We start from the raw sequence: 20248 nt of genomic DNA on the forward strand, positions 1-20248 counted from the left end.
GTAGTACCAGGAGCCCAGCGCCGGCCGCGTAGTCGCAACCCATTTGCGGGCGAGTTTAGCGTTTCGCTAAGGCCGTGACAAGATGAAAGCGGGGAGAGCCAGTGGGCAAGAGTGAGTATTCCGAGGATGCTTTGATTCAAGCGCCGACGGCCGAGTTTCTGCACCAGGAGCTGGGTTGGGACAGTGTGCTGGCGCAGGACGAAGGCCCGCTGGTAGCCGAGGGCTTGCTAGGGCGCACCGCCGACACCCAGGTGGTGCTGACGCGCGACGTGCTGGCCGCGCTGCGGCGCCTGAACCCGGGCTTGCCTGAGGCGGCCTACACCCAGGCGCTGGAGGCGGTGGTGCAAAACGACAGCACCAAGACCCTGGTGCAGATGAACCAAGAAAAGTACAGGCTGCTGCGCGACGGTGTGCTGGTGAAGTTCCGCGACGCACCCGGCACGGGCACGGGTCAAATGGTCGAGAAGCGCTTGCGGCTGATCGACTTTGACCAGCCTGGGCGCAACCGTTTTTTGGCGGTGCGCGAGCTGTGGGTGCGCGGCCCGCTGCACCTGCGCCGGCCCGACTTGATTGGCTATGTCAACGGCCTGCCGCTGGTGTTCATCGAGCTCAAGCGCTTCGAGGTGCACGTGGACAGCGCCTACAAGCAGAACTACCGGGATTACCTCGACACCATCCCGCACCTGTTCCATTGGAACGCACTGGTGGTGATCAGCAATGGGCACGACGCCCAGTACGGCTCGATCACGGCGACCAAGGAGCACTTCTACCGCTGGAAGCGCCTGGACGAGGACGACCCAGAGCCCGGCCCAGCGCAGCCGCTGCTGCCTCTGTTGCTGCAAGGCATGCTGGACCAGCGTCGGCTGCTGGACATTGTGGAGAACTTCGTGCTGTTTGATGCCACCGAAGACGGTGTGCAAAAGATCGTGGCGCGGAACCACCAATACCTGGGCGTGAACCGGGTGATGGCCCGCCTGACCTCCGAGGACCCAACGGTGAAGGCCGAGGTGGCCGCCGGCCAATTGGGCGTGTTTTGGCATACGCAGGGCTCGGGCAAGTCGTATTCGATGGTGTTCTTGACCGAGAAGGTGCGCCGCAAGCTGTCGGCCAGCTACACCTTTGTGGTGGTGACCGACCGCACTGAGTTGGATAACCAGATTGCTGGCACTTACACCACCACCGGCCGTGCCAGCGCCAAGGCCGACCAGGCCAAGAGCGGTGATGCGCTGCGTCGCATGCTGCGCGACCAAAACCGCAGCTATGTGTTCGGCCTGGTGCAGAAATACCGAGAGCGGGTGACCGAGCCGTACTCCGAACGCGAGGACATCATCGTGCTGTCGGATGAGGCGCACCGCAGCCAATACGGACGGCTGGCGCTGAACATGCGCAAGGGTTTGCCACGCGCCAAGTTCTTGGGCTTCACCGGTACGCCGCTGATCGACGACGGCGAGAAGCAACTGACCCGCCAAGTGTTTGGTGACTATGTGTCGATCTACGACTTCAAGCGCGCGGTGGCCGACGGCGCCACCCTGCCGCTGTTCTATGAGAACCGGGGCGAGAAGCTGAGGATCATCGACCCTACCATCAGCGAGCGCATCGTGCAGCACATCGAGGCGGCCAAGCTCTCTGCCACTGCTGAAGACCCGTGGACCGATGAAAAGGAAGACAAGCTCTACCGTGCATTGGCCAAGGACTACCCCATTCTGACGGCACCGACCCGGCTGGACACGGTGGCCGCAGATTTTGTGGACCACTTCCATCAGCGTTGGCAGGTGGTGGCCAAGGGCGGCAGCAAGTCTCTGGTGGTGTGCCTGGACAAAATCACCTGCGTGAAGCTGTATGACCTGATCGCGGAGAAATGGGCTGCCAAGGCTGATGCGCTGGACGCTCTGGTGACCCACGAAGAAGCACTGTTCGCCGCCAAGGGCAAGGCACCGACCGAAATACTGAAGACACGCCGCGCCCATGTGGACTGGATGCGGGCCACGGAAATTTGCGTGGTGGTGTCGCAGGAGCAGGGGGAGGTGGCGGAATTCAAGAAATGGAAGAACCACCGCGATGAGCCACTGAACATCACGCCGCACCGCGAGAAGATGGTCAAGCGCAACCTGGAAGAGGAGTTCAAAAAGGCCGAGAACCCGTTCCGCGTGGCCATCGTCTGCGCCATGTGGTTGACCGGCTTCGACGTGAAGTGCCTGGCCACGATGTACCTGGACAAGCCCATGCAGGGCCACACGCTGATGCAGGCGATTGCCCGTGTGAACCGTGTGGGCGGCGGCAAGAAGCACGGCTTGGTCATCGACTACAACGGCATGCTCAAGAGCCTGCGCAAGGCGCTGGCCACCTTCGCCCAGGGTGACCGCAAAGGAACAGGAAAGGGCGAAGGTGAAGAGGACACGGTGCGTGACGACAGCGTGGCCCTGGCCGAGTACGCCGACAGCCTGCTGCAGGCGCGCCGCTTCCTGGAAGGGCTGGGTGTGGCTTTGGAAGCAGTGATCGAGGCCAAGGGTTTCGCCAAGCAGGGTTTGCTGCTGGATGCGGTCAACACTCTGGCCATCAATGTGGAGCGCCGCAAGACCTATGAGGTTTATGTGGACGACATCCAGTCGCGCTACCGGGCTTTGTTCCCGAACCCCGGCTTGTTCGAGCATGACGCAGTGGAAGGTGCCTTGGCCGCTATCTACAACAAGCTTCAGGATGCCCGCACCACCCCCGATATCAGCGCCTTGTTGCAATCGCTGTACGAAGTGGTGGACACGGCGCTGACGACGGATGGGCAGCCGCCAGCAACGGGTATCAGGCAAGCCATTGCGCGCTATGACTTGTCCAAGATCGACTTCACCCGCTTACGTGCGGAGTTTGAGAAGACGCCCCACAAAGCGGTGGCCATCCTGAATTTGCAAGAGCAACTGGAACAACGCTTGGCGGCAATGTTGAAGGCCAACCCGACCCGTGTGGACCTGTATGAGCGCTATCGGGAGATCGTGGCCGAGTACAACCGTGACAAGGACGCCGCCGAAGTCCAAAAAGTCATGGACGACCTGTTTGCGTTGAACGACAAGCTCAACGAAGAAGAGAAGCGTTACCTGCGCGAGGGGCTGGACAACGACGCCCAGTTGGCTGTGTTCGACCTACTCCAGAAGGACAGTCTGACCAAAGGGGATCGCGAGAAGATCAAGAAGGTGGCCAAAGACCTGCTGGACACGCTGGCCAACGGCAAGCTGCAAATCGACCATTGGCGCGAGAAGGCGGCAGCCCAGGCTCAGGTGAAGGCCGAGATCGTCAAGCACCTATGGGCGAACCTGCCAGATGGCGCCTACGGGGACGACGAGATCGACCTCAAGGCTGCTGCGGTGTACGCGCACATCTTCATGACGGCTGGCACTGGCGGGGCGCAGGTTTATCACTAACAACCGATGCGAGGTTGCTGGCTTTGACTTGGTCGGTGCAGGCACCGGACTGCACAGAGCCTCCACCGACCTGAGGTAGCCATTGAGCCATCCCTTGCTCACGGCAGCCAGCCAGTCTTTGCGGTCGCATCTATGACCAGAACAGGACCACCGACCACGCGGCCATCGTTGACCGGCCAATGAAAAAGCCCGCAACCTTTCGGATGCGGGCTTTCATTTGTTGGTGGCGCTTCAGGGATTCGAACCCCGGACCTGCGGATTATGATTCCGTCGCTCTAACCGGCTGAGCTAAAGCGCCTTGAGCCCGCTACTATAATCGAAATTTAGCGCTCAACGCAACGGTGTCTGAATCAATTGTTCGACAAATCGGTTGCGCTCCTCGCGGGGCAGGGCGGCTTCGGCGCCGGTCATTTGTGAGGCGGCCACCACGTGGCTGTAGAGCAGAAAGGCGCGGCTGCGGGCCTCCAGCACGCCAAAGCCCAGCGAAGAAAAGATCTGCGAGATGTAGGCCAAGCGGCTGGCGTCGGACTCATCCATCACCTGCCGCGCCACGGGGTCGCGGCGGGCCCAGTCGCGCAGGGCCAGCTCGATCTGCGCGGCCCGCACAGCCGAGCGGCCTCTGAAGGGCAGTGAGAGCACATCACGCACCTGCTCGGCCGGGTCGGTGTGGGCGGTTTCTAGGCGTCGCGTTAGCTCTTCCGTCGACTTGCGGCGCCAGGTTTGCAGGACTTGGGCGAGCAGGTCGTTGCGGTCTTTGAAGTGCCAGTAAAAGCTGCCGCGTGTCACTTGCAGCCGCTTGGCCAGCACGTCCACGCGCACGCTGTCGATGCCGTGGCTCACCAGCACGTCGGTGGCGGCGTCGATCCAGGTCTCGGGGGTCAGGGGGGTGCGTGCCGTGGCCTCCACCGGGGCGGCTTTGGCCTTGGTGGGTCGGCGGCGCGGGGTGGGGAGGGCCACATCAGCAGTCATGGTGCAACTGTATCAAGCCAGGGCGGGCTCTCCTCATGATGCGGCCAAACAGACAGTTGTGTACGGTTCATGGTGTAAGTACTGATGTCTCTGTGCTGCTGGGCTCTTAGCATCAGCACAAACAACATACACATATGTATGGAGACAACGGTGACGACGAATTTCTTCGACGACCCGCGCATGCTGGCCCCGCGCGCCACCACCAAGCTGGACTTGGCCGGCGGTGGTTTTGTGCTGCGCTCGCCCGAGCCTCTGGCGCCCTTTGCCCGCTGCACGGGCGAGTGGCTGGAGCGCTGGGCCCAAGAGACGCCCGACGCCCCGGCCTTTGCCGAGCGGGATGCGGCCGCCCCCGGTGGCTGGCAGCGCCTGACCTGGCGCCAAACCCGCGAGCGCGTGGGTGCGGTGGCTCAAGGCCTGCTGGACCTGAACCTGCCGCCCGGCCAGCCGGTGGTGATCCTGTCCGATAACTCGCTGGACCACTTGATCTTGGTGCTGGCGGCGCAGCACATCGGCCGGCCGGCCTGCACCGTCTCCAGCGGCTATTGCCGCTTGGCGCAGGGCGACTTCAGCCGCATCCACGGCATCTTGCATGCGCTCGGCCCGGCGCTGGTCTATGCGTCGGATGCAGCGGTCTATGCGCCCGCAATGGAGCGCTTGGGCCTGCATCCGGCCGTGGTGTTTTCCAAGGGCGCTGAAGGCGTGCCCGGCGCGCTCAGCTTTGCGCAACTCAGCAGTGCGGTGGAGACGCCGGCCGTGATGCAAGCCTTTGCGGCCATCACGCCCGACACCCACGCCAAGTACTTGCTGACCAGCGGCTCCACCGGAACGCCCAAGGTCGTCATCAACACCCAGCGCATGCTGTGCGCCAACCAGCAGCAGTTGGCCCAGGTCTGCCGCTTTTTTGAAGCCGAGCCGCCGGTGCTGGTGGACTGGCTGCCATGGAGCCACACCTTTGGGGGCAACCACAACATCGGCATCGTGATGCGCAATGGCGGCCAGATGGTGATCGACACCGGCAAGCCCTTGCCCGGCGCTATCGAGGCCACCGTGGCCAATCTGCGCGAGGTGCAGCCCACGGCCTACTTCAATGTGCCCAAGGGCTACGACATGCTCTTACCTTACCTAGAGGGCGACGAAGCCCTGGCGCGCAACTTCTTTGGCCGCCTGAAGATGCTGTTCTACGCGGGTGCGGGCATGCCCCAAACCACCTGGGCCCGGCTGGAAAAGGTGGCCGCCCAAGTGCGCACCGAGCGGCTGTGGATGACCACCTCCTGGGGCGCCACCGAGACCGCCCCGGCCATCACCCTGCCGAACTGGGCGTTGGACCGTGCCGGCGTGATCGGCGTGCCGCTGCCGGGCATTGACCTCAAGTTTGTGCCCAATGCGGGCAAGCTGGAGATGCGGGTGCGCGGCCCGAATGTCTTCCCTGGCTATCGCGGCAACGAGCAAGCCACACGCGACGCCTTTGATGAGGAGGGCTTCTACAAAATTGGCGACGCCGGGTTTCTGCAAGACGAGGCCGACCCCACCCAAGGCGTGGTCTTCAACGGCCGAGTGGCCGAGGACTTCAAGCTCACCACCGGCACCTGGGTGTCGGTGGGCACGCTACGCGTCAAGGTGGTGGCGGCGATGGCGCCTTATGCGCAAGACGTGGTCATCACTGGCCATGACCGCGCCGAGGTGGGGGCGCTGGTGTTCTTGAGCGAAGACGGCCGCAAGGCCACGGCCGAGGCCTTGCACACCCGCTTGCGCGAGGCGCTGGCCGACCTCAAAGCCCATGCCGGAGCCTCCAGCTCACAGTCGCCCCTTCGGGCCTGGGTCTTGCCCGACATGCCCAATATGGCCCAAGGCGAGATCACCGACAAGGGCTACATCAACCAGCGCGCGGTGCTGAGCCTGCGCGCCGACGTGGTGGCTGCGCTCTATGGCAGCGAGCCCGCGCTGCAACGCATCACGCTATAAGTCCTCACAACTTAACGCATTCATTCAGGGAATAGTCCGCATGAATCTTCAAGCCGCCACCGGCCTGCTGGGCCAGTTGCCACTGCTGCGCGTCGAGACCGACGGCCCAGTGCTGCACATCCACTTGAACCGCCCAGCCAAGCGCAACTCCATCAGCGACGAGCTGCTGGCCCAGTTGCACACCGTCTTCGTCAACCTACCCAAAGACATCCGCGTCGCGGTGCTCAGTGGCGCAGGGGATCACTTCTGCGCCGGGCTCGACTTGACCGAGGTCACCGAGCGCAATGTCACCGAAGGCATGAGCCACTCGCGCGCCTGGCATGCGGCCTTTGATGCCATTCAGTTCGGCCCGGTGCCGGTGATTGCCGTGCTGCATGGCGCGGTGGTGGGTGGCGGGCTGGAGCTGGCCTCGGCGGCCCACCTGCGGGTGGCTGAGCGCAGCAGCTTTTATGCGCTGCCCGAGGGCACGCGCGGCATCTTTGTGGGCGGTGGTGGCTCGGTGCGCATCTCGCGTTTGGTGGGCACCTCGCGCATGACGGACATGATGTTGACGGGCCGCGTGTTCGACGCCAACGAGGGCTACACCCTGGGCTTCTCCAACTACCTGGTGGAGCCGCAGCAGGGCTTGGCCAAGGCGTATGAGCTGGCCGTCAAGATCGCCGCCAATGCGCCGCTGTCCAACTACGCCATCACCCAGGCGCTGCCCCGCATTGCCGACCTCTCGCACAGCGACGGCTTGTTCATGGAGTCGTTGATCTCGTCCATTGCCCAAGGCGACGAGGCGGCCAAGGAGCGCGTGCGCGCCTTCCTGGAAAAGCGGGCCGACAAGGTCAGCAAGGGGGCTGCATGATGACCAAAGGTTTATTCAACCGCTTTGACGACGTTTGGATGCTGGACGGCGTGCGCACGCCCCAGGTGGACTACATGGGCGCCTTGGCTGACGCCAACCCCATCGACATGGGCATCAAGGTTGCGCGTGCGGTGCTGGCCCGCACGGGCATTGCGCCCGGGGATGTGGACACCGTGATCGCCGGCAATATGGCGCCGGGCGGGTTTGATCAGTTCTATGTGCCGCGCCATATTGGCCTCTATGCCGGCGTGCCCACCGAGGTGCCCGCCCAAATGGCCCAGCGCATCTGCGGCACGGGCTTTGAGCTCTTTCGCCAAGCGGGCGAGCAAATCAGCAGCGGCGCGGCAGAGCTGGCGCTGGTGGTGGGCACCGAGTCCATGACCCGCAACCCCATCGCCGCCTTCGACCACCGCCAGGGCTTCCGTCTGGGCGCGCCGCTGGGTTTTAAAGACTATATGTGGGAGGCGCTGACCGATTGCGCGGCCGGGATCAACATGATCCAAACCGCCGAGAACCTGGCCCAGCGCTACGACATCCGCCGTGAGGATGTCGACGCCTTTGCGGCACTCTCGTTTGCGCGCGCGGTGGCGGCGCAAGAGAGCGGCTGGCTGGCCGGTGAGATCGTGCCTGTCAGCACCGAGACCTTTGAATTGAGCGGCTACAAGCCCCGCCATCTGCGCCTGGCGGGCAAGGCCACTGTGGCCGACAAAGACACTCACCCGCGCCCTACACCGGCGGAGGTGCTGGCCAAGCTGCGCACCGTGTTTGCGCAGGGCGTGCAAACCGGCGGCAACAGCTCGGCCCTGACGGACGGCGCCGGCGCCGCCTTGGTCGCCAGCGGCGCCTATGCCCAGCGCTGGGGCCAAGCGCCCTTGGGCCGCGTGGCCGCGGCCGCCGTGGTGGGCGTGCCGCCCGAGATCATGGGCATTGGCCCCGCACCGGCCATTCGCTTGCTGCTGGAGCGCGCGGGCCTGAGCTTGGCGGACATCGCCCGCTTCGAGATCAACGAAGCTCAAGGCGCGCAGACCCTGGCCGTGCAACGCGAGCTGGGCTTGGAGGTGAACCGCTTGAATGTGCACGGCGGCGCGATTGCCCTGGGGCACCCGCTGGCGGCCACAGGCGTGCGGCTGACCTTGACGGTGGCGCGTCAGCTCCAAGCCATTGGTGCACGCTGGGGCGTGGCGTCGGCCTGCATTGGGGGGGGGCAGGGCATCGCCTTGCTCATTGAAAACCCACAAGGCCAAGGCCTGGGGAGTGCAGCATGAGCCCCACCCATATCTGGGAGATCGACATCCAGTTCGGTGACTGCGACCCGGCGGGCATCGTTTTCTTTCCCAACTTCTTGAAGTGGATGGACTGCTCCTCGCTGGCCTTCTTCATGGCCTGCGGTGTGCCGCCCTGGCGCGAGCTGGTGCAGACACGCGGCATCGTGGGCACGCCACTGCTGGAGATCCACACCCAGTTCAAAAAATCGGCCACCTATGGCGAGCGCATTCAGGTGCACACCACGGTCGAGAGCTGGGCCGCCAAAACCTTTACCCATCGCCACCGCGTCATGCGCGGTGACACCTTGTTGTGCGAGGGCACCGAGGTGCGCGCCTTTGTGCAAAAGCACCCAGACGACCCGAACCGCTTGCAAGCTATCCCGGTGCCCGAGGACATCAAGGCACTGTGCAGCTGATCGTTTTCAATAGAGCCCGACGCATCGGGCCGCTTCTTTCCTTCTCTCCCACCTTCTTCCACCTGACCCCCGCTTTTTCAGGAGACAAACCGTGAAGACTGCTTTCATCAAGACCGTGCTGGCTTCGGCCGCTGTGCTCGTCACCACCCAGGCTTTGGCCGAGATCACGGTGGGCGTCAGCATTCCCATGACGGGCCCGGCCTCGGGCCTGGGCATCCCGATGAACAACGGCCTGAAGATGTGGCCGGCCACGGTGGCGGGCGAGAAGATCAAGCTGGTGATCCTGGACGACGCGACCGACCCCTCCAAGGGCGTGCAAAACGTGCGCCGCTTGACCACGGAAGACAAGGTCGACCTGATCATGGGCTCGGGTGCCACCCCTGTGGCCATTGCGATGGCCGCCGTGGCCGCAGAAACCAGCACGCCGCAGTTGGCACTCTCGCCCATTCAACTGCCGCCCGGCAAAGACACCTGGTCCTTCCGCCTGCCGCAGTCCAATGGCGTGATGGCTAACGCCATGGTGAGCCACATGCTCAAGGGTGGCGTCAAGACCGTGGCCTTCATCGGCTATGCCGACGCCTATGGCGAAGGTTGGCTGCAAGAGCTGAGCCCGCGCCTGGAGAAAGCTGGCATCAAGCTGCTGGTGACTGAGCGCTTCAACCGCGCCGACACCAGCGTGACCGCCCAAGCCCTGAAGGTCGCGGGTGCCAATCCGGACGCGGTGGTGGTGGTGGCCTCGGGCAGCGGTGCGGCCATGCCGCAACTGGCCGTGTTGGAGCGTGGCTTCAAGGGCCGCATCTACCAAACCCATGCCGCAGCCTCCAAAGACCTGATGCGCGTGGGCGGCAAGGCCGTGGAAGGCACCTTTGTGACCGCTGGCCCGGTGGTGGTGGCCGAGCAATTGCCCGCCACACACCCCTCGCGCGAGTTGGGCATCAAGTTCAACGCGGCTTATGAGCAGATCCATGGCCCGGGCAGCCGCAACCAATTTGCCGCCCACTCCTACGACGGCTACCTGATGCTGGAGCAAGTGGTGCCGGTGGCTTTGAAGAAGGCCAAGCCCGGCACGCCGGAGTTCCGCGCCGCGCTGAAGGAAGCGCTGGAGAGCGCCAAGGGCTTGGCCGTGACCCACGGCGTGCTGGACTACACCCCCACTGACCACTGGGGCTTCCGCCCCGACACCGGCGTGGTGATGAAGGTCGTCAACGGTGAGTGGAAGCTGGAGAACTGAATGCAAATCGCCGGACAACATGCCCTGGTCACCGGCGGTGGCTCGGGCCTGGGTGAAGCCGTGGCGCGGGCCTTGGCCGCCGCCGGTGCGCGCGTCAGCGTGCTGGACGTGAATGCGGCCGGCGCCCAGCGCGTGGCGGCCGACATGGGCGGCTTTGCGGCCACGGCCGATATTGCCGACACCGCCAGCCTGACCGCCGCGCTGGACGCTGCAGAAGCTGCGCACGGCCCGGCCCGCATCGTGATGAACATTGCGGGCATCGGCACGGCCAAGCGCGTGATCGGCCGCGACGGCGAGCCCGCACCGCTGGAGGACTTTGAGCGTGTCATCCGCATCAACCTCATCGGCACCTACAACGTCATCCGCCTCACCGCCGCCCGCATCGCCAAGCTGGAGCCGCTGCAAGACGGCGAGCGCGGCGTGATGCTGATGACGGCCTCAGTGGCCGCCTTTGATGGCCAGGTGGGCCAAGAGGCCTACAGCGCGTCGAAGGGTGGCATCACCGCCATGACCTTGCCCTTGGCGCGCGACTTGGCCCAGCACGGCATCCGCGTGATGACCGTGGCGCCCGGCCTCTTCAGCACCCCGCTGATGAAGAGCCTGCCGCAGGACATTCAAGACGCTTTGGGCGCGTCCATTCCTTTCCCCAAGCGCTTGGGCCACCCCGAAGAATTTGCGGCCTTGGCCACGCACATCGTCAGCAATGTGCACCTGAACGGCGAGACCATTCGCTTAGATGGTGCGGTAAGACTGGCGCCTCGCTGAACGACCGACCACACACACCATGAGCTGGGACTACCGTGCACCGCTGCGCGACATGCGCTTTGTGATCGAGCAGGTGCTGCAAGCCCCCCGGGGCTGGCAGGCCTGCCCCGAGTGGCAAGAGCTGGACGCCGAGACGGCCGGGGCCATCCTGCAAGAAGGCGCGCGGTTTGCGCGCGAGGTCTTGCTGCCGCTCAATGCCAGCGGCGACGCTCAAGGCTGCACCCGTGGCCCAAGCGGCGCCGTGCGCACGCCCGAGGGCTTCCCAGCGGCCTACCGCGCCTTTGTGGAAGGCGGCTGGCCCGCCTTGCCCTGTGCGCCCGAGTGGGGCGGCCAGGGCCTGCCCCTGCTGCTGGATGCGGCCGTGCGAGAGATGCTCATCGCCTGCAACCAAGCCTGGGAGATGTACCCCGACTTGCTGCATGGCGCGTATGAAACCATCAAGGGCCATGCCCGCCCGGCACAGCAAGACTGGTGCTTGGCCAAGCTGGTCAGCGGTGAGTGGCTGGCCGCCATGGCCCTGACCGAGCCCCAGGCCGGCAGCGACCTCGGGCTGCTCAGCACCCGCGCCGTGCCCGACGCCAGCTTCGAGGCCGATGGTGCGCTGCGCGTGACGGGCGACAAGATCTTCATCTCGGGTGGCGACCATGACCTGAGCGACAACATCATCCACCTGGTGCTGTGCCGCCTGCCTGATGCGCCCCCCGGCACCCGGGGCATTTCCTTGGCCCTGGTGCCCAAGGTCTTGCCCGATGGCCAGCTCAACACGATGAGCTGCACCGGCCTGGAACACAAAATGGGCATCCACGGCAGCGCCACCTGCGCCATGCGTTACGAAGGCGCGCACGGCTGGCTGGTGGGTGCGCCGCACAAGGGCCTGGGTGCGATGTTCTTGATGATGAACTCCGCCCGCCTGCATGTGGGCCTGCAAGGCTTGGCGCATTTGGAGATGGCCGGCCAGAACGCGCTGCGCTATGCCTTTGAGCGCTTGCAAATGCGCGCGGCCGTGCGGCCTGAAATTCGTGCGGCCATGCGGCCCGAGGGGGCCAAGTCGGCCGCTGACCCCATCGCCCTGCACCCCGCCATGCGCCACGCCTTGCTCAAGGTACAGGCGCTGACCGAGGCCCAGCGCGTCATCGCCTATCGCGCGGCCCAATGCATTGACGAAGGCCACCACCATCCTGACGCCGCGTTGCGCGAGCGCGCCCTCAAGCTGGCCGCTTTGCTGACCCCGGTGGTCAAAGCTGCGCTCACGCACAACGGCTTTCACGGCACCAGCGACGCACTGCAAGTCTTTGGCGGCTATGGCTTTGTGGTCGAGACGGGCGTGGAGCAATCCTTGCGCGATGCCCGCATCGCGATGATTTACGAAGGCACCAACGAGATCCAGGCCATCGACCTGCTGCAGCGCAAAGTGCTGGTCGACGGCGGCTTGGCGCTCGGCCTCTTGCTAGACGACCTGGAGGCCGAAGCCCAGTGCTGCGAGGCAGCCCCCGCACTCGCCCCCTTTGCCCAGGCCTTGCGCGCGCACTGCCAGCACACGCGCGCGGCCACGGCTGCGCTGATGGAGCGCACCAGTACCAGCACCAGCACCGCTGCTGACCCAGAAGCCGCGCTGCGCGTGGCCGACGACTACCTCTGGGGCCTGACCCACACCCTCTATGCCTGGGCCTTTGCCGCCAGCGCCCGCGCCGCCACCCAAGAGCCCGACACCCCCTGGGCCCAGGCCAAGACCGAGCGCATGCGCTATGGTGTGGACTGGCTGCTGCCCATGGCCCAGGTCCACTGGCACCGGGTGCATGCGGTCGCATTACCCTTGCCTGCGTTGGCCCTGCCGGAGTGATCTCTGCGCTGCTCGGCGCGGGGCGTCTCCACGTGCCACCTTTAACGCTTTCGCGCTCATGAAATTCGCTGACTTCCACGAAGGCCAGGTCATCACCGCTGGCCCCTACCACCTCAGCCAAGACGAGGTGCTGCAGTTCGCCAACACTTACGACCCCCAGTGGTTCCACACCGACCCAGAGGCCGCCGCCCAAGGCATCCACGGCGGCCTGATCGCCAGCGGCTGGCAGACCTGCGGCATCGCCATGCGCTTGGTCGCACTTGCTGCGCTGCAAGGGTCAGAGTCCTTTGCCTCGCCGGGTCTCGCCTACGTCAAATGGCTGCACCCCGTGCGCCCCGGCGACGCGCTGAGCGTCAAAGCCACCGTGCTGCAAACCCGCAGCTCCGCCAGCAAGCCGGACCTCGGCATCTTGCGCTGGCGCTGGCAGCTCTACAACCAGAATGAGGTAGAGGTGCTGGACTTGGAGGCGACGAGTTTGTTCAAGTTGGTTGTCTAGACCACCCTGCGCTTCGCAGGTGCTTCTGGAGAACCGCGCGGTGAAGGCTTTGCCCGTAGCGCATGCATGGCGGTAGCCAATGAGCCGCACTGCGTCAAATTCGGCTCAAAAAATGAGCCGAATGTGTGAGAATGCGGCTCATGAGCCCCAAGATGCCATGGATTTGGCAGCAGCCTGATTGGCCCCGCCTGAGTGTCGATGCACAGCGCATCGCGCCTGATTTGGCGCTGGCGCATCGCTGGTGGGGTGTGCTCGAAGGCAAGGTGGCGGCCATTGGCTTGCCAAGCGGCCAGCAGATCGTGCTGGAGGCCTGGGCCGATGAGGTGCTGGCCACGGCGGAGATTGAAGGTCAGCGGCTGCCCTTGGAGGCTGTTCGCTCTTCGGTGATGCGCCGCTTGGGCCTTTCACAATCCCCTGGCCCGCAAGATAGGCATGTGGACGGCTTGGTCGAGGTGCTGGGCGATGCCAGCACGGCCTTTCAGCAGCCTCTCACAGAAGACCGGCTCTGCCGCTGGCAGTCGGCGCTGTTTCCTGGGGGAGTTTCGGGCATCCAGCGCATCGCCGTGGGGCGCTTGCGTGATCATGACGATCCCATGCAGATCGTCAGTGGTACGCTGGGCCGCGAAGTGGTGCACTACGAAGCGCCACCTTCCAAGCAGGTGGGGCGAGAGTTGCAACAGTTTCTGGATTGGTTTGCGGCCACCACACCTCCTCCCTCGGCACCGAGCGCCTCAGGCATGGACGCTCTGGTTCGGGCTGCCTTGGCGCACCTATGGTTTGAAAGCATTCACCCCTTTGAGGACGGCAACGGCCGCATTGGTCGGGCGATTGTGGACATGACTCTGGCACAACACATGGGCCAACCGCTGAGGCTCTGCAGTCTGTCGCGTCAACTGATGAGGTTTCGCAAGGATTACTACGACGCGCTCAATCAAGCCCAACGCGGCCCTTGCGATGTGAGTCTTTGGGTGCAGTGGTTCGCGCAGCAATGGGCGCAAGCTTGCCAATCGGCCAGTCAGGTCATTGACCAAGTGATCTTGAAGCGCCGCTTCTGGGAGACACATGCCGACATCAACCTGCATGAGCGGCAGCGCAAAGTGTTGCAGCGCTTGCTGGACGACGGTGACGGGGGCTTTCTGGGCGGGCTCAATGCCGACAAGTACATGAGGATGACCGGCGTATCCAAAGCCACCGCCACGCGAGACCTCAGCCAAATGGCGAGGGCCGGCCAACTTCGCAGCCATGGCGTGGGAAAGGCTGTGCGCTATGTGGTCAATGTGCCTGAATGGACGCACGGACTTTGAGCAGCCCAAGCGATTGAAGCGCTGCAGTGATTCTCACTGAGGCGAGTCTGCCCTATCCATCAGTGGCCGTGCTCGATCGAGCCCTTCGTGGCGCCTCTCTGAAAGGCTAGGTCGTACCCGCTGCACACGCCGCACACAGACACGCCTTGCCCCGGCTCTCCACTGGAATCCGCTCTAACGCCCCCGGCGCGATCTTGACAGTGGTGCACCAGCACACCACCTCAAAGCTGCCGGCAGCAGCAGGTGCGCAGCGGTTAGGCTCGCCGCATAAGGGGCAGGTGGGGGCGCAGGTGGGCTGTGTCGTGCAGGCGCCGGCGTTGGGCATGGGGTGCGGTGTCATGGCTTGCTGCGTTGGGTCTGTGAAGCCGCCAGCCACTCGTCGCGCAGCAGCCCCCAGATGTGGGTGTCATAGGTCTTCCCTTTGGCCGTCCAGCGCTGCCGCAGCGTGCCTTCTCGCGTAAAGCCCAGTCGTTGCAGCAGCGCGTTCGAGGCCGTGTTGAGCGGGTTGGCTTCGGCCTCCATGCGGCGCAGGCCTTCGGTGGCCCCAGCACCCGCGTGGCGGGCCAAGGCGTGGTCGAGCAGGGCGCTCAGGGCCTCACGCATCAGGCCTTGGCCCCAGTGGGCTTGGCTCATCAAATAGCCCAGTTCGGCCCGGGCGCTGGCTTCGTCATACTTGAAGATCACGGCCGCACCGATCACCTCACCCGACTCGCGCCGGGTGACCACCCACTGCTGGGTGCCGCCGGTGGCTTGCAGGCCTTCAATGCGTGTGAGCCAAGCCTCGGCATCCGACATGCTTTGCCAGCTTGCATACGGCAGGTGGTGGGTGACGCGGTCGTCCGCGTTGATGGGAAGCAGCTGCGTCAAGTCGGCGGCGGTGACGCCACGCACGGTCAGGCGCGAGGTGTGCAGCGGGGTGATGGGGATGAGGGGCATGGGTGCATCAACGCTGTTTAAGTGCCAATGCTAGTGTTGCCATGGACGTCAAATGAGTCATCCAGCAGTGGAGTCGCTGCCTCCCATGCGGCAATCAGCACCTTGGCCTGCTGCAACTGCTCATCGGGGACTTGGATGCGCACCATGGGCTCCGCGGGGAGCAGGCCTGCAGCCCCTTGCAGATAGCCTCCCAGAATGTGGCACTCCACACCTTCTTCGCGCAGCAAGTCGCACAGGATTTGGGCATCCGCTGCGTTCGCAGCATGGTAGGCGGTTTGCATGGTTTGTGATCCCGTAGTCAGCCGACGGCAGTGGGGGCGACGAGGTGACTATGCATCCAAAAGTCGCGGGCCACACCTCGGACTTGTCGGTAGCTGCGCAGCAAGCCTTCGCGCTCGAACCCACAGCGGGCCAGCACTTGCAGCGAGCGCGTGTTGCTCGCCATCACCGTGGCTTGCACGCGGACCAGCCCCACATGCGTGTGCGCCCAGTCCGTCAAGCTCCGTGCGGCGGCGCTGGCCAAGCCCTGGCCCCAAGCGTCGGGGCAGAGGTCATAGGCCAGCTCAGCACTGCGGTTGTCGGGCTGCACGGTGTGAAAGCCTGCCGTGCCCAAGAAGCGGTCAGTCTCGCGGTCGGCAATGGCTAAGCGCAGCAGGCTGGACGGCGTGAACTGTGCTTCGTCCCACACATACACCGCTAAGCGCTGCAGTGCGTCGGCGTCGTGGGTGGGCAGGTTCCAACTGGTGTGCTCCCACACGGCGGGCGCGCGCAGGGCAGCCAGCCAATGGGGCAGGTCGGCCTCACGCAAGGCCCTCAGCACCGCCTGAGGGTGCTGCAGCACAGGGCCTTGCGTGAACAGCATGGGTGGCCCTCAGCCCACCGCCCGTATACGCAGCCACGGGCTCACGCGGTAGCGCTCGCCGCGGTAGTGAGCGTCCAGGGCGTCCAGCAGGGTCACCACGGCGCCCACGCCCACGCGCTGCAGCCACTCGAAGGGGCCAGCGGGGTAGTTGACGCCCAGCTTCATCGCGGCGTCGGCGCCTTCGGTGCTGCACACGCCTTGCTGTACGGCGTCAGCGCCTTCATTGATCAGCATGGCGATGCTGCGGGCCACCACCAGGCCGGGCGCGTCGGCCATGCGCAGGGGGTGGAGGCCGGCGGCGGCCAGCACACCGGCGGCCGCCTGGGCAAAGGCCTCCGAGGCGCCTTCGGCGACGGCAAAGGCCAGGGGTGAGCCGGGGGCCACCGTGGGGGTCACGCTCCAGTCGAACACCGCCGTCTGGGCTTGGCCGTCTTGCAGCGCGCGCTGCAGCGCGGTGCGGCCGTCGGTCAGCAGCAATCGGCCTCCAGCCTCGCCGGCCCACAGCAGGCTGAGGGTGGGGGTGCTGGTGTCCCGGGTCACACCCACGCCCTGGGCTGTCAGCGCGTCAGCCAAGCGCTGTGCCTGGGCACCTTGGCCGGTGAGCGTCAACGCGGGTACCGGGCTTTGCGGGGCGGCGGCGGGCACCGCCTTGTCGGCCTCGCTTTGCGGGTAACGGTAGAAACCTCGGCCACTCTTGCGGCCCAGCAGGCCGCCATCCACCAGGTCGCGCTGCACGCCGCTGGGCACATAGCGCTTGTCATAGAAGTTGGCTTCATAGACCGAGCGGGTCACGGCAAAGTTGGTGTCGTGGCCGATCAGGTCCATCAGCTCGCAGGGCCCCATGCGAAAGCCCACGCTGCGCAGGCAAGCGTCGGCCACTTGGGGGCTGACGGCCTGTTCGGCCAGCAGGGCCAGGGTCTCGGCATAGTAGGGCCGGGCAATGCGGTTGACGATGAAGCCCGGTGTGGATTTGGCATGCACGGCCGTCTTGCCCCAGGACTGGGCCAGGGTGAAGATGGCCTCGGCCACCTCGGGCGCGGTGTGCAGGCCGGAGACGACCTCCACCAGCTTCATCAGCGGCACCGGGTTGAAGAAGTGCATGCCCACCAGGCGCTCGGGCCGCTTCAGGCCATTGGCCAGCGCGGTGACGGAGATAGACGAGGTGTTGGTGGCCAGCACCGCGTCTTCAGGCAACAGGGCCTCCAGCTCCGCAAACAGCTTGCGCTTGACGTCCAGGTTCTCGACGATGGCCTCCACCACCAGCGTGGCCGTCTTGCCGTAGCGCAGCGCGCTTATGGGGGTGATGCGGGTCAGCGCGGCCTCGACATCGTCATGCTGAAGCTTGCCTTTGCTGACCAGCACATGCAAGGCCACCGAGAGTTGGTCCTTGGCCTCTTGGGCCGCGCCTTCGCGGGCGTCGTGTAAGAACACATGGTGGCCCGCCAGCGCGGCGACCTGCGCAATGCCCGCACCCATGATGCCGGCGCCCACCACCAAGACATTGGCGGCCTGAAGATTCAAAGTGCTCATCGTCAAGTCTCTTAATTAATTGGTTATTCGGGTGCGATCCAAGCGGCGGGGCGCTTGGCCAGGAAGGCTGCAAAGCCTTCGCGGGCCTCGTCGGTGCCCCGCACGCGGGCAATGGTGGTGGCCGTCAATTCACGCACGTCGGGCGTGACGGGGCCGACCGTCAATTGGGCAAACAGGGCTTTGATCTCCCGCAGGGCCTGCGGCCCGCCCACCAGCAGCTCGTCGACCCAGCCTTGCACGGCCGCGTCCAACTGGTCTGCCGCCACGACCTCCTGCACCATGCCCATCTCCAGCGCTTGGGCAGCGGAGATGCGCTCGGTGGTCAGGGCCAGGCGCAGGGCTTGGCGCTTGCCCACGGCATTGGTCAGGTAAGGCCCAATCACCGAAGGCAAGATGCCGAACTTGGCCTCGCTGACGGCAAAGCTGGCGTTCTCGGCGGCCACGGCGATGTCGCACGCGCAGGTCAGGCCCACGCCACCGCCCAGGGCCACGCCCTGCACACGGGCAATGGTGGGCTTGGGGCAGTGGGCAATGCGGTGCAGCATGCCGGCAAAGCGGCGCGCGTCGGCCTGGTTCCATTCCAGGCTGGCAAGGCTTGCTCGTTGCATCCATTGCAGGTCCGCCCCGGCGCTGAAGGCCTTGCCCGCGCCTTCCAGCACGATGACGCGCACTTGCGCGTCGTCGGCGAGTTGGGCAACGGCGGCATCCAGCTCGCCAATCATGGCTTCATCAAAAGCGTTGAACACCTGCGGGCGGTTCATGCGCACGCGGGCCACGGGGCCGCCGGAAATCTCCAAGGTGCTAAAGGTCATCGTCATGGTGGTGTGCTTGTGATCGTGGATCGTGTTGCAGTCAATGGGCTGCAGTCTAAGCGCCTTGCTGGCTCAACCAGTCGCGGGGTGAGGCTCCGACCTTTTGGGCAAACGCCCGTGAAAAGGCCGAGGGGTTGGCATAGCCCAGCTCGTCTGAAATGCGTTTGATGGCCTCGCCTTGCCGCAAACGCTGGCGGGCAATGGCCAGGCGCCACTGCGTCAGATACTCCGCGGGCGACTCTCCCAACACCGCCTTGAAACGGGTCATGAAAGCGCTGCGGGACAAGTGGGCCAGCTCGGCCATGGTCTCGACCCGCCAAGCCTCTCCGGGCCTCTCGTGCAGGGCCACCAGCGCTGCAGCGAGCTTGGGGTCGGCCAGGCCACACAGCAGGCCCACTTCCAGGCCCAATCGCTGAGGATGCTGGATCATCCAGCGCAGCAGCTGCATCAGCACCACCTCGAACAAGCGATTGGCCACCAGGCGTTGGCCGCAGCGCACCTGTTCAGCCTCTCGAAACAGCAGGTTCAAGGCATCGCCCAAGCCATCTACCTCGTGCAGGGGCAGCACCACCAACGGTGGCAATGCGCGCACCAAAGGGTGATCTCCCCCGCCTTCAAACTCGACGGTGGCACACAGAAAGTCAGATCCGTCCTCGGGGGCGTTGTGAAAGTCATGCACCCAGGGCTGGGGGTAAAAGATGAGAGTGGGCTCGGTCAGCCGCTGGCGGCGCGGCAAGCCGCTGCGTGCGGGATGCCGCAGCTCCATCTGACCCTGTCGCAGCACATGCAAAAAGGCCCGCCCAGGCCGGGCGTCAAAGTGGGTGATGCCGCACAGCGGCCCCTCGTGGAACAGCTGCGCCTGCACCCGGAAGCGCTCCAGCAAGGGGGACAGGCGGTCCATGGAGGGCGTCATCACTTGTACGAATGGATATGTTTGGTGGCAATTATGGTGCCAAAAACTCTGTGTATCGACGCACAGTGAGGGTGTTGGCGGTGCTGCCAACACATTCATCACTGCGCCTTTGTGCGCTCAGCCGGAGTTCACCATGTCTCATCTGCCCCTTCTTACTGCCGACCAAGCCCGTGGCCCAGCCGCCCCTCTCTTGGCGGAGATTCAAACGGCTTTTGGCGCCACGCCGAATATGTTCAAGGCCGCGGCCAACTCGCCCGCCGCCTTGCAAGCCCTGTGGGGCAGCTTCAAAGCGCTGGGCCAGGGCACCCTGCCGGCCAAGCTGACCGAGCAGCTTGCCGTGGCCGTCGCCAATCGCAACAGCTGCCACTACTGCTTGGCGGCGCACACAGCCCTGGGCAGAAAGGCGGGGGCGACTGCGCAGGAGATGTCGGCTGCGCAGCTGGGGCAGTCGGAAGACCTGAAAACCGCCACAGCCTTGGGCTTTGCAGTGGCGGTGGTGGAGGGCCGAGGTCAGGTCAATCCGCCTCAGCTCGATGCACTGCGCGCCGTGGGCTTCACGAATGAAGAAATGATGGAGCTGCTGGCGCATGTCGCGCTGAACCTCTTCACCAATTATGTGAATGTGGTGTTTGACGTCGAGCTCGACTTCCCCAAGGTCGAGTTGCGCCTGGCCCAATGATCGATGCA

At 64.9% G+C, this 20248-nt stretch carries 19 protein-coding genes and 1 tRNA gene; 11 read left to right on the plus strand and 9 right to left on the minus strand.

The genetic code is table 11. From position 1 onward, the window contains the following. Positions 1-101 precede the first annotated feature (101 nt). On the plus strand, positions 102-3410 hold the full coding sequence (locus tag KAK11_RS09015; RefSeq protein ID WP_210808447.1) for a type I restriction endonuclease subunit R: 3309 nt from the start codon (positions 102-104) through the stop codon (positions 3408-3410). Between the two features lie 221 nt (positions 3411-3631). Here the strand turns inward: KAK11_RS09015 and KAK11_RS09020 are convergent. Then, a tRNA-Met gene (locus tag KAK11_RS09020) sits at positions 3632-3708 on the minus strand. 32 nt (positions 3709-3740) lie between these two features. After that, entirely contained in the window at positions 3741-4379 is a 639-nt protein-coding gene (locus KAK11_RS09025; protein ID WP_210808449.1) for a TetR/AcrR family transcriptional regulator, read from the minus strand. Between the two features lie 138 nt (positions 4380-4517). Between KAK11_RS09025 and KAK11_RS09030 the strand changes: the two genes are divergently transcribed. The 9 genes from KAK11_RS09030 to KAK11_RS09070 all read left to right on the plus strand — a co-directional run bounded on the left by KAK11_RS09030 (position 4518) and on the right by KAK11_RS09070 (position 14508). Then, entirely contained in the window at positions 4518-6341 is a 1824-nt protein-coding gene (locus KAK11_RS09030) for a feruloyl-CoA synthase (RefSeq protein WP_210808451.1), read from the plus strand. Positions 6342-6381: 40 nt separating this feature from the next. Next, entirely contained in the window at positions 6382-7191 is an 810-nt protein-coding gene (locus KAK11_RS09035) for a crotonase/enoyl-CoA hydratase family protein (RefSeq protein ID WP_210808453.1), read from the plus strand. Further along, positions 7188-8456: a thiolase family protein gene (locus tag KAK11_RS09040; RefSeq protein WP_210808455.1), complete on the plus strand. Its 1269-nt coding sequence runs from the start codon at positions 7188-7190 to the stop codon at positions 8454-8456. The genes KAK11_RS09035 and KAK11_RS09040 overlap by 4 nt, the downstream gene beginning before the upstream one ends. Continuing rightward, positions 8453-8872, plus strand: coding sequence for an acyl-CoA thioesterase (locus tag KAK11_RS09045; RefSeq protein ID WP_210808457.1), 420 nt, complete (start codon positions 8453-8455; stop codon positions 8870-8872). Before KAK11_RS09040 ends, KAK11_RS09045 begins: the two co-directional genes overlap by 4 nt. A gap of 91 nt (positions 8873-8963) precedes the next feature. Then, positions 8964-10103, plus strand: a complete 1140-nt coding sequence (locus KAK11_RS09050) for an ABC transporter substrate-binding protein (RefSeq protein ID WP_210808459.1) — start codon at positions 8964-8966, stop codon at positions 10101-10103. Beyond that, positions 10104-10868 carry an SDR family NAD(P)-dependent oxidoreductase gene (locus tag KAK11_RS09055; protein WP_210808461.1) on the plus strand — a complete coding sequence of 255 codons (765 nt, stop codon included), beginning with the start codon at positions 10104-10106 and terminating at the stop codon, positions 10866-10868. 19 nt (positions 10869-10887) lie between these two features. Next, entirely contained in the window at positions 10888-12708 is a 1821-nt protein-coding gene (locus KAK11_RS09060; RefSeq protein WP_210808463.1) for an acyl-CoA dehydrogenase family protein, read from the plus strand. A gap of 58 nt (positions 12709-12766) precedes the next feature. Then, entirely contained in the window at positions 12767-13204 is a 438-nt protein-coding gene (locus KAK11_RS09065) for a MaoC family dehydratase (protein ID WP_210808465.1), read from the plus strand. Positions 13205-13356: 152 nt separating this feature from the next. Then, the gene (locus KAK11_RS09070; protein WP_246498702.1) at positions 13357-14508 is read left to right on the plus strand and encodes a Fic family protein; all 1152 of its coding nucleotides are present in this window, start codon (positions 13357-13359) and stop codon (positions 14506-14508) included. 106 nt (positions 14509-14614) lie between these two features. Here KAK11_RS09070 and KAK11_RS09075 read toward each other — a convergent pair whose 3' ends face one another. Genes KAK11_RS09075 through KAK11_RS09105 form a run of 7 tightly spaced genes read right to left on the minus strand, consistent with a single transcriptional unit; the run spans position 14615 to position 19549 of the window. Then, the gene (locus tag KAK11_RS09075; RefSeq protein WP_310737773.1) at positions 14615-14848 is read right to left on the minus strand and encodes a cysteine-rich CWC family protein; all 234 of its coding nucleotides are present in this window, start codon (positions 14846-14848) and stop codon (positions 14615-14617) included. Beyond that, on the minus strand, positions 14845-15444 hold the full coding sequence (locus KAK11_RS09080; RefSeq protein ID WP_210808467.1) for a GNAT family N-acetyltransferase: 600 nt from the start codon (positions 15442-15444) through the stop codon (positions 14845-14847). The genes KAK11_RS09075 and KAK11_RS09080 overlap by 4 nt, the downstream gene beginning before the upstream one ends. 17 nt (positions 15445-15461) lie before the next feature. After that, on the minus strand, positions 15462-15725 hold the full coding sequence (locus KAK11_RS09085; RefSeq protein WP_210808469.1) for a putative signal transducing protein: 264 nt from the start codon (positions 15723-15725) through the stop codon (positions 15462-15464). Between the two features lie 17 nt (positions 15726-15742). After that, positions 15743-16306 carry a GNAT family N-acetyltransferase gene (locus KAK11_RS09090; RefSeq protein ID WP_210808471.1) on the minus strand — a complete coding sequence of 188 codons (564 nt, stop codon included), beginning with the start codon at positions 16304-16306 and terminating at the stop codon, positions 15743-15745. 9 nt (positions 16307-16315) lie between these two features. Further along, a complete protein-coding gene (locus KAK11_RS09095; protein WP_210808473.1) occupies positions 16316-17836 on the minus strand; it encodes a 3-hydroxyacyl-CoA dehydrogenase in 1521 nt (506 codons plus the stop codon). A 23-nt stretch (positions 17837-17859) separates the two neighbouring features. Then, positions 17860-18654 (minus strand): enoyl-CoA hydratase-related protein, encoded by a 795-nt coding sequence (locus tag KAK11_RS09100; RefSeq protein WP_210808475.1) that lies wholly within the window; start codon positions 18652-18654, stop codon positions 17860-17862. 49 nt (positions 18655-18703) lie between these two features. Next, the gene (locus KAK11_RS09105; protein ID WP_246498705.1) at positions 18704-19549 is read right to left on the minus strand and encodes an AraC family transcriptional regulator; all 846 of its coding nucleotides are present in this window, start codon (positions 19547-19549) and stop codon (positions 18704-18706) included. 145 nt (positions 19550-19694) lie between these two features. Here KAK11_RS09105 and KAK11_RS09110 point away from each other — a divergent pair, with 145 nt between their 5' ends. Further along, on the plus strand, positions 19695-20240 hold the full coding sequence (locus tag KAK11_RS09110) for a carboxymuconolactone decarboxylase family protein (RefSeq protein WP_210808477.1): 546 nt from the start codon (positions 19695-19697) through the stop codon (positions 20238-20240). Positions 20241-20248: the final 8 nt, after the last annotated feature.

The sequence above is a fragment of the Ideonella paludis genome, assembly GCF_018069865.1.
GTDB classification, from domain to species: Bacteria; Pseudomonadota; Gammaproteobacteria; order Burkholderiales; family Burkholderiaceae_C; genus Ideonella; species Ideonella paludis.

Coding starts and splice junctions, on each gene's coding strand:
- KAK11_RS09030 (WP_210808451.1), top strand. CDS start 4,518: ATGGAGACAACGGTGACGACGAATTTCTTCGACGACCCGCGCATGCTG.
- KAK11_RS09025 (WP_210808449.1), bottom strand. CDS start 4,379: ATGACTGCTGATGTGGCCCTCCCCACCCCGCGCCGCCGACCCACCAAG.
- KAK11_RS09105 (WP_246498705.1), bottom strand. CDS start 19,549: ATGGACCGCCTGTCCCCCTTGCTGGAGCGCTTCCGGGTGCAGGCGCAG.
- KAK11_RS09075 (WP_310737773.1), bottom strand. CDS start 14,848: ATGACACCGCACCCCATGCCCAACGCCGGCGCCTGCACGACACAGCCC.
- KAK11_RS09040 (WP_210808455.1), top strand. CDS start 7,188: ATGATGACCAAAGGTTTATTCAACCGCTTTGACGACGTTTGGATGCTG.
- KAK11_RS09080 (WP_210808467.1), bottom strand. CDS start 15,444: ATGCCCCTCATCCCCATCACCCCGCTGCACACCTCGCGCCTGACCGTG.
- KAK11_RS09090 (WP_210808471.1), bottom strand. CDS start 16,306: ATGCTGTTCACGCAAGGCCCTGTGCTGCAGCACCCTCAGGCGGTGCTG.
- KAK11_RS09110 (WP_210808477.1), top strand. CDS start 19,695: ATGTCTCATCTGCCCCTTCTTACTGCCGACCAAGCCCGTGGCCCAGCC.
- KAK11_RS09095 (WP_210808473.1), bottom strand. CDS start 17,836: ATGAGCACTTTGAATCTTCAGGCCGCCAATGTCTTGGTGGTGGGCGCC.
- KAK11_RS09055 (WP_210808461.1), top strand. CDS start 10,104: ATGCAAATCGCCGGACAACATGCCCTGGTCACCGGCGGTGGCTCGGGC.
- KAK11_RS09035 (WP_210808453.1), top strand. CDS start 6,382: ATGAATCTTCAAGCCGCCACCGGCCTGCTGGGCCAGTTGCCACTGCTG.
- KAK11_RS09085 (WP_210808469.1), bottom strand. CDS start 15,725: ATGCAAACCGCCTACCATGCTGCGAACGCAGCGGATGCCCAAATCCTG.
- KAK11_RS09045 (WP_210808457.1), top strand. CDS start 8,453: ATGAGCCCCACCCATATCTGGGAGATCGACATCCAGTTCGGTGACTGC.
- KAK11_RS09065 (WP_210808465.1), top strand. CDS start 12,767: ATGAAATTCGCTGACTTCCACGAAGGCCAGGTCATCACCGCTGGCCCC.
- KAK11_RS09070 (WP_246498702.1), top strand. CDS start 13,357: ATGCCATGGATTTGGCAGCAGCCTGATTGGCCCCGCCTGAGTGTCGAT.
- KAK11_RS09100 (WP_210808475.1), bottom strand. CDS start 18,654: ATGACGATGACCTTTAGCACCTTGGAGATTTCCGGCGGCCCCGTGGCC.
- KAK11_RS09060 (WP_210808463.1), top strand. CDS start 10,888: ATGAGCTGGGACTACCGTGCACCGCTGCGCGACATGCGCTTTGTGATC.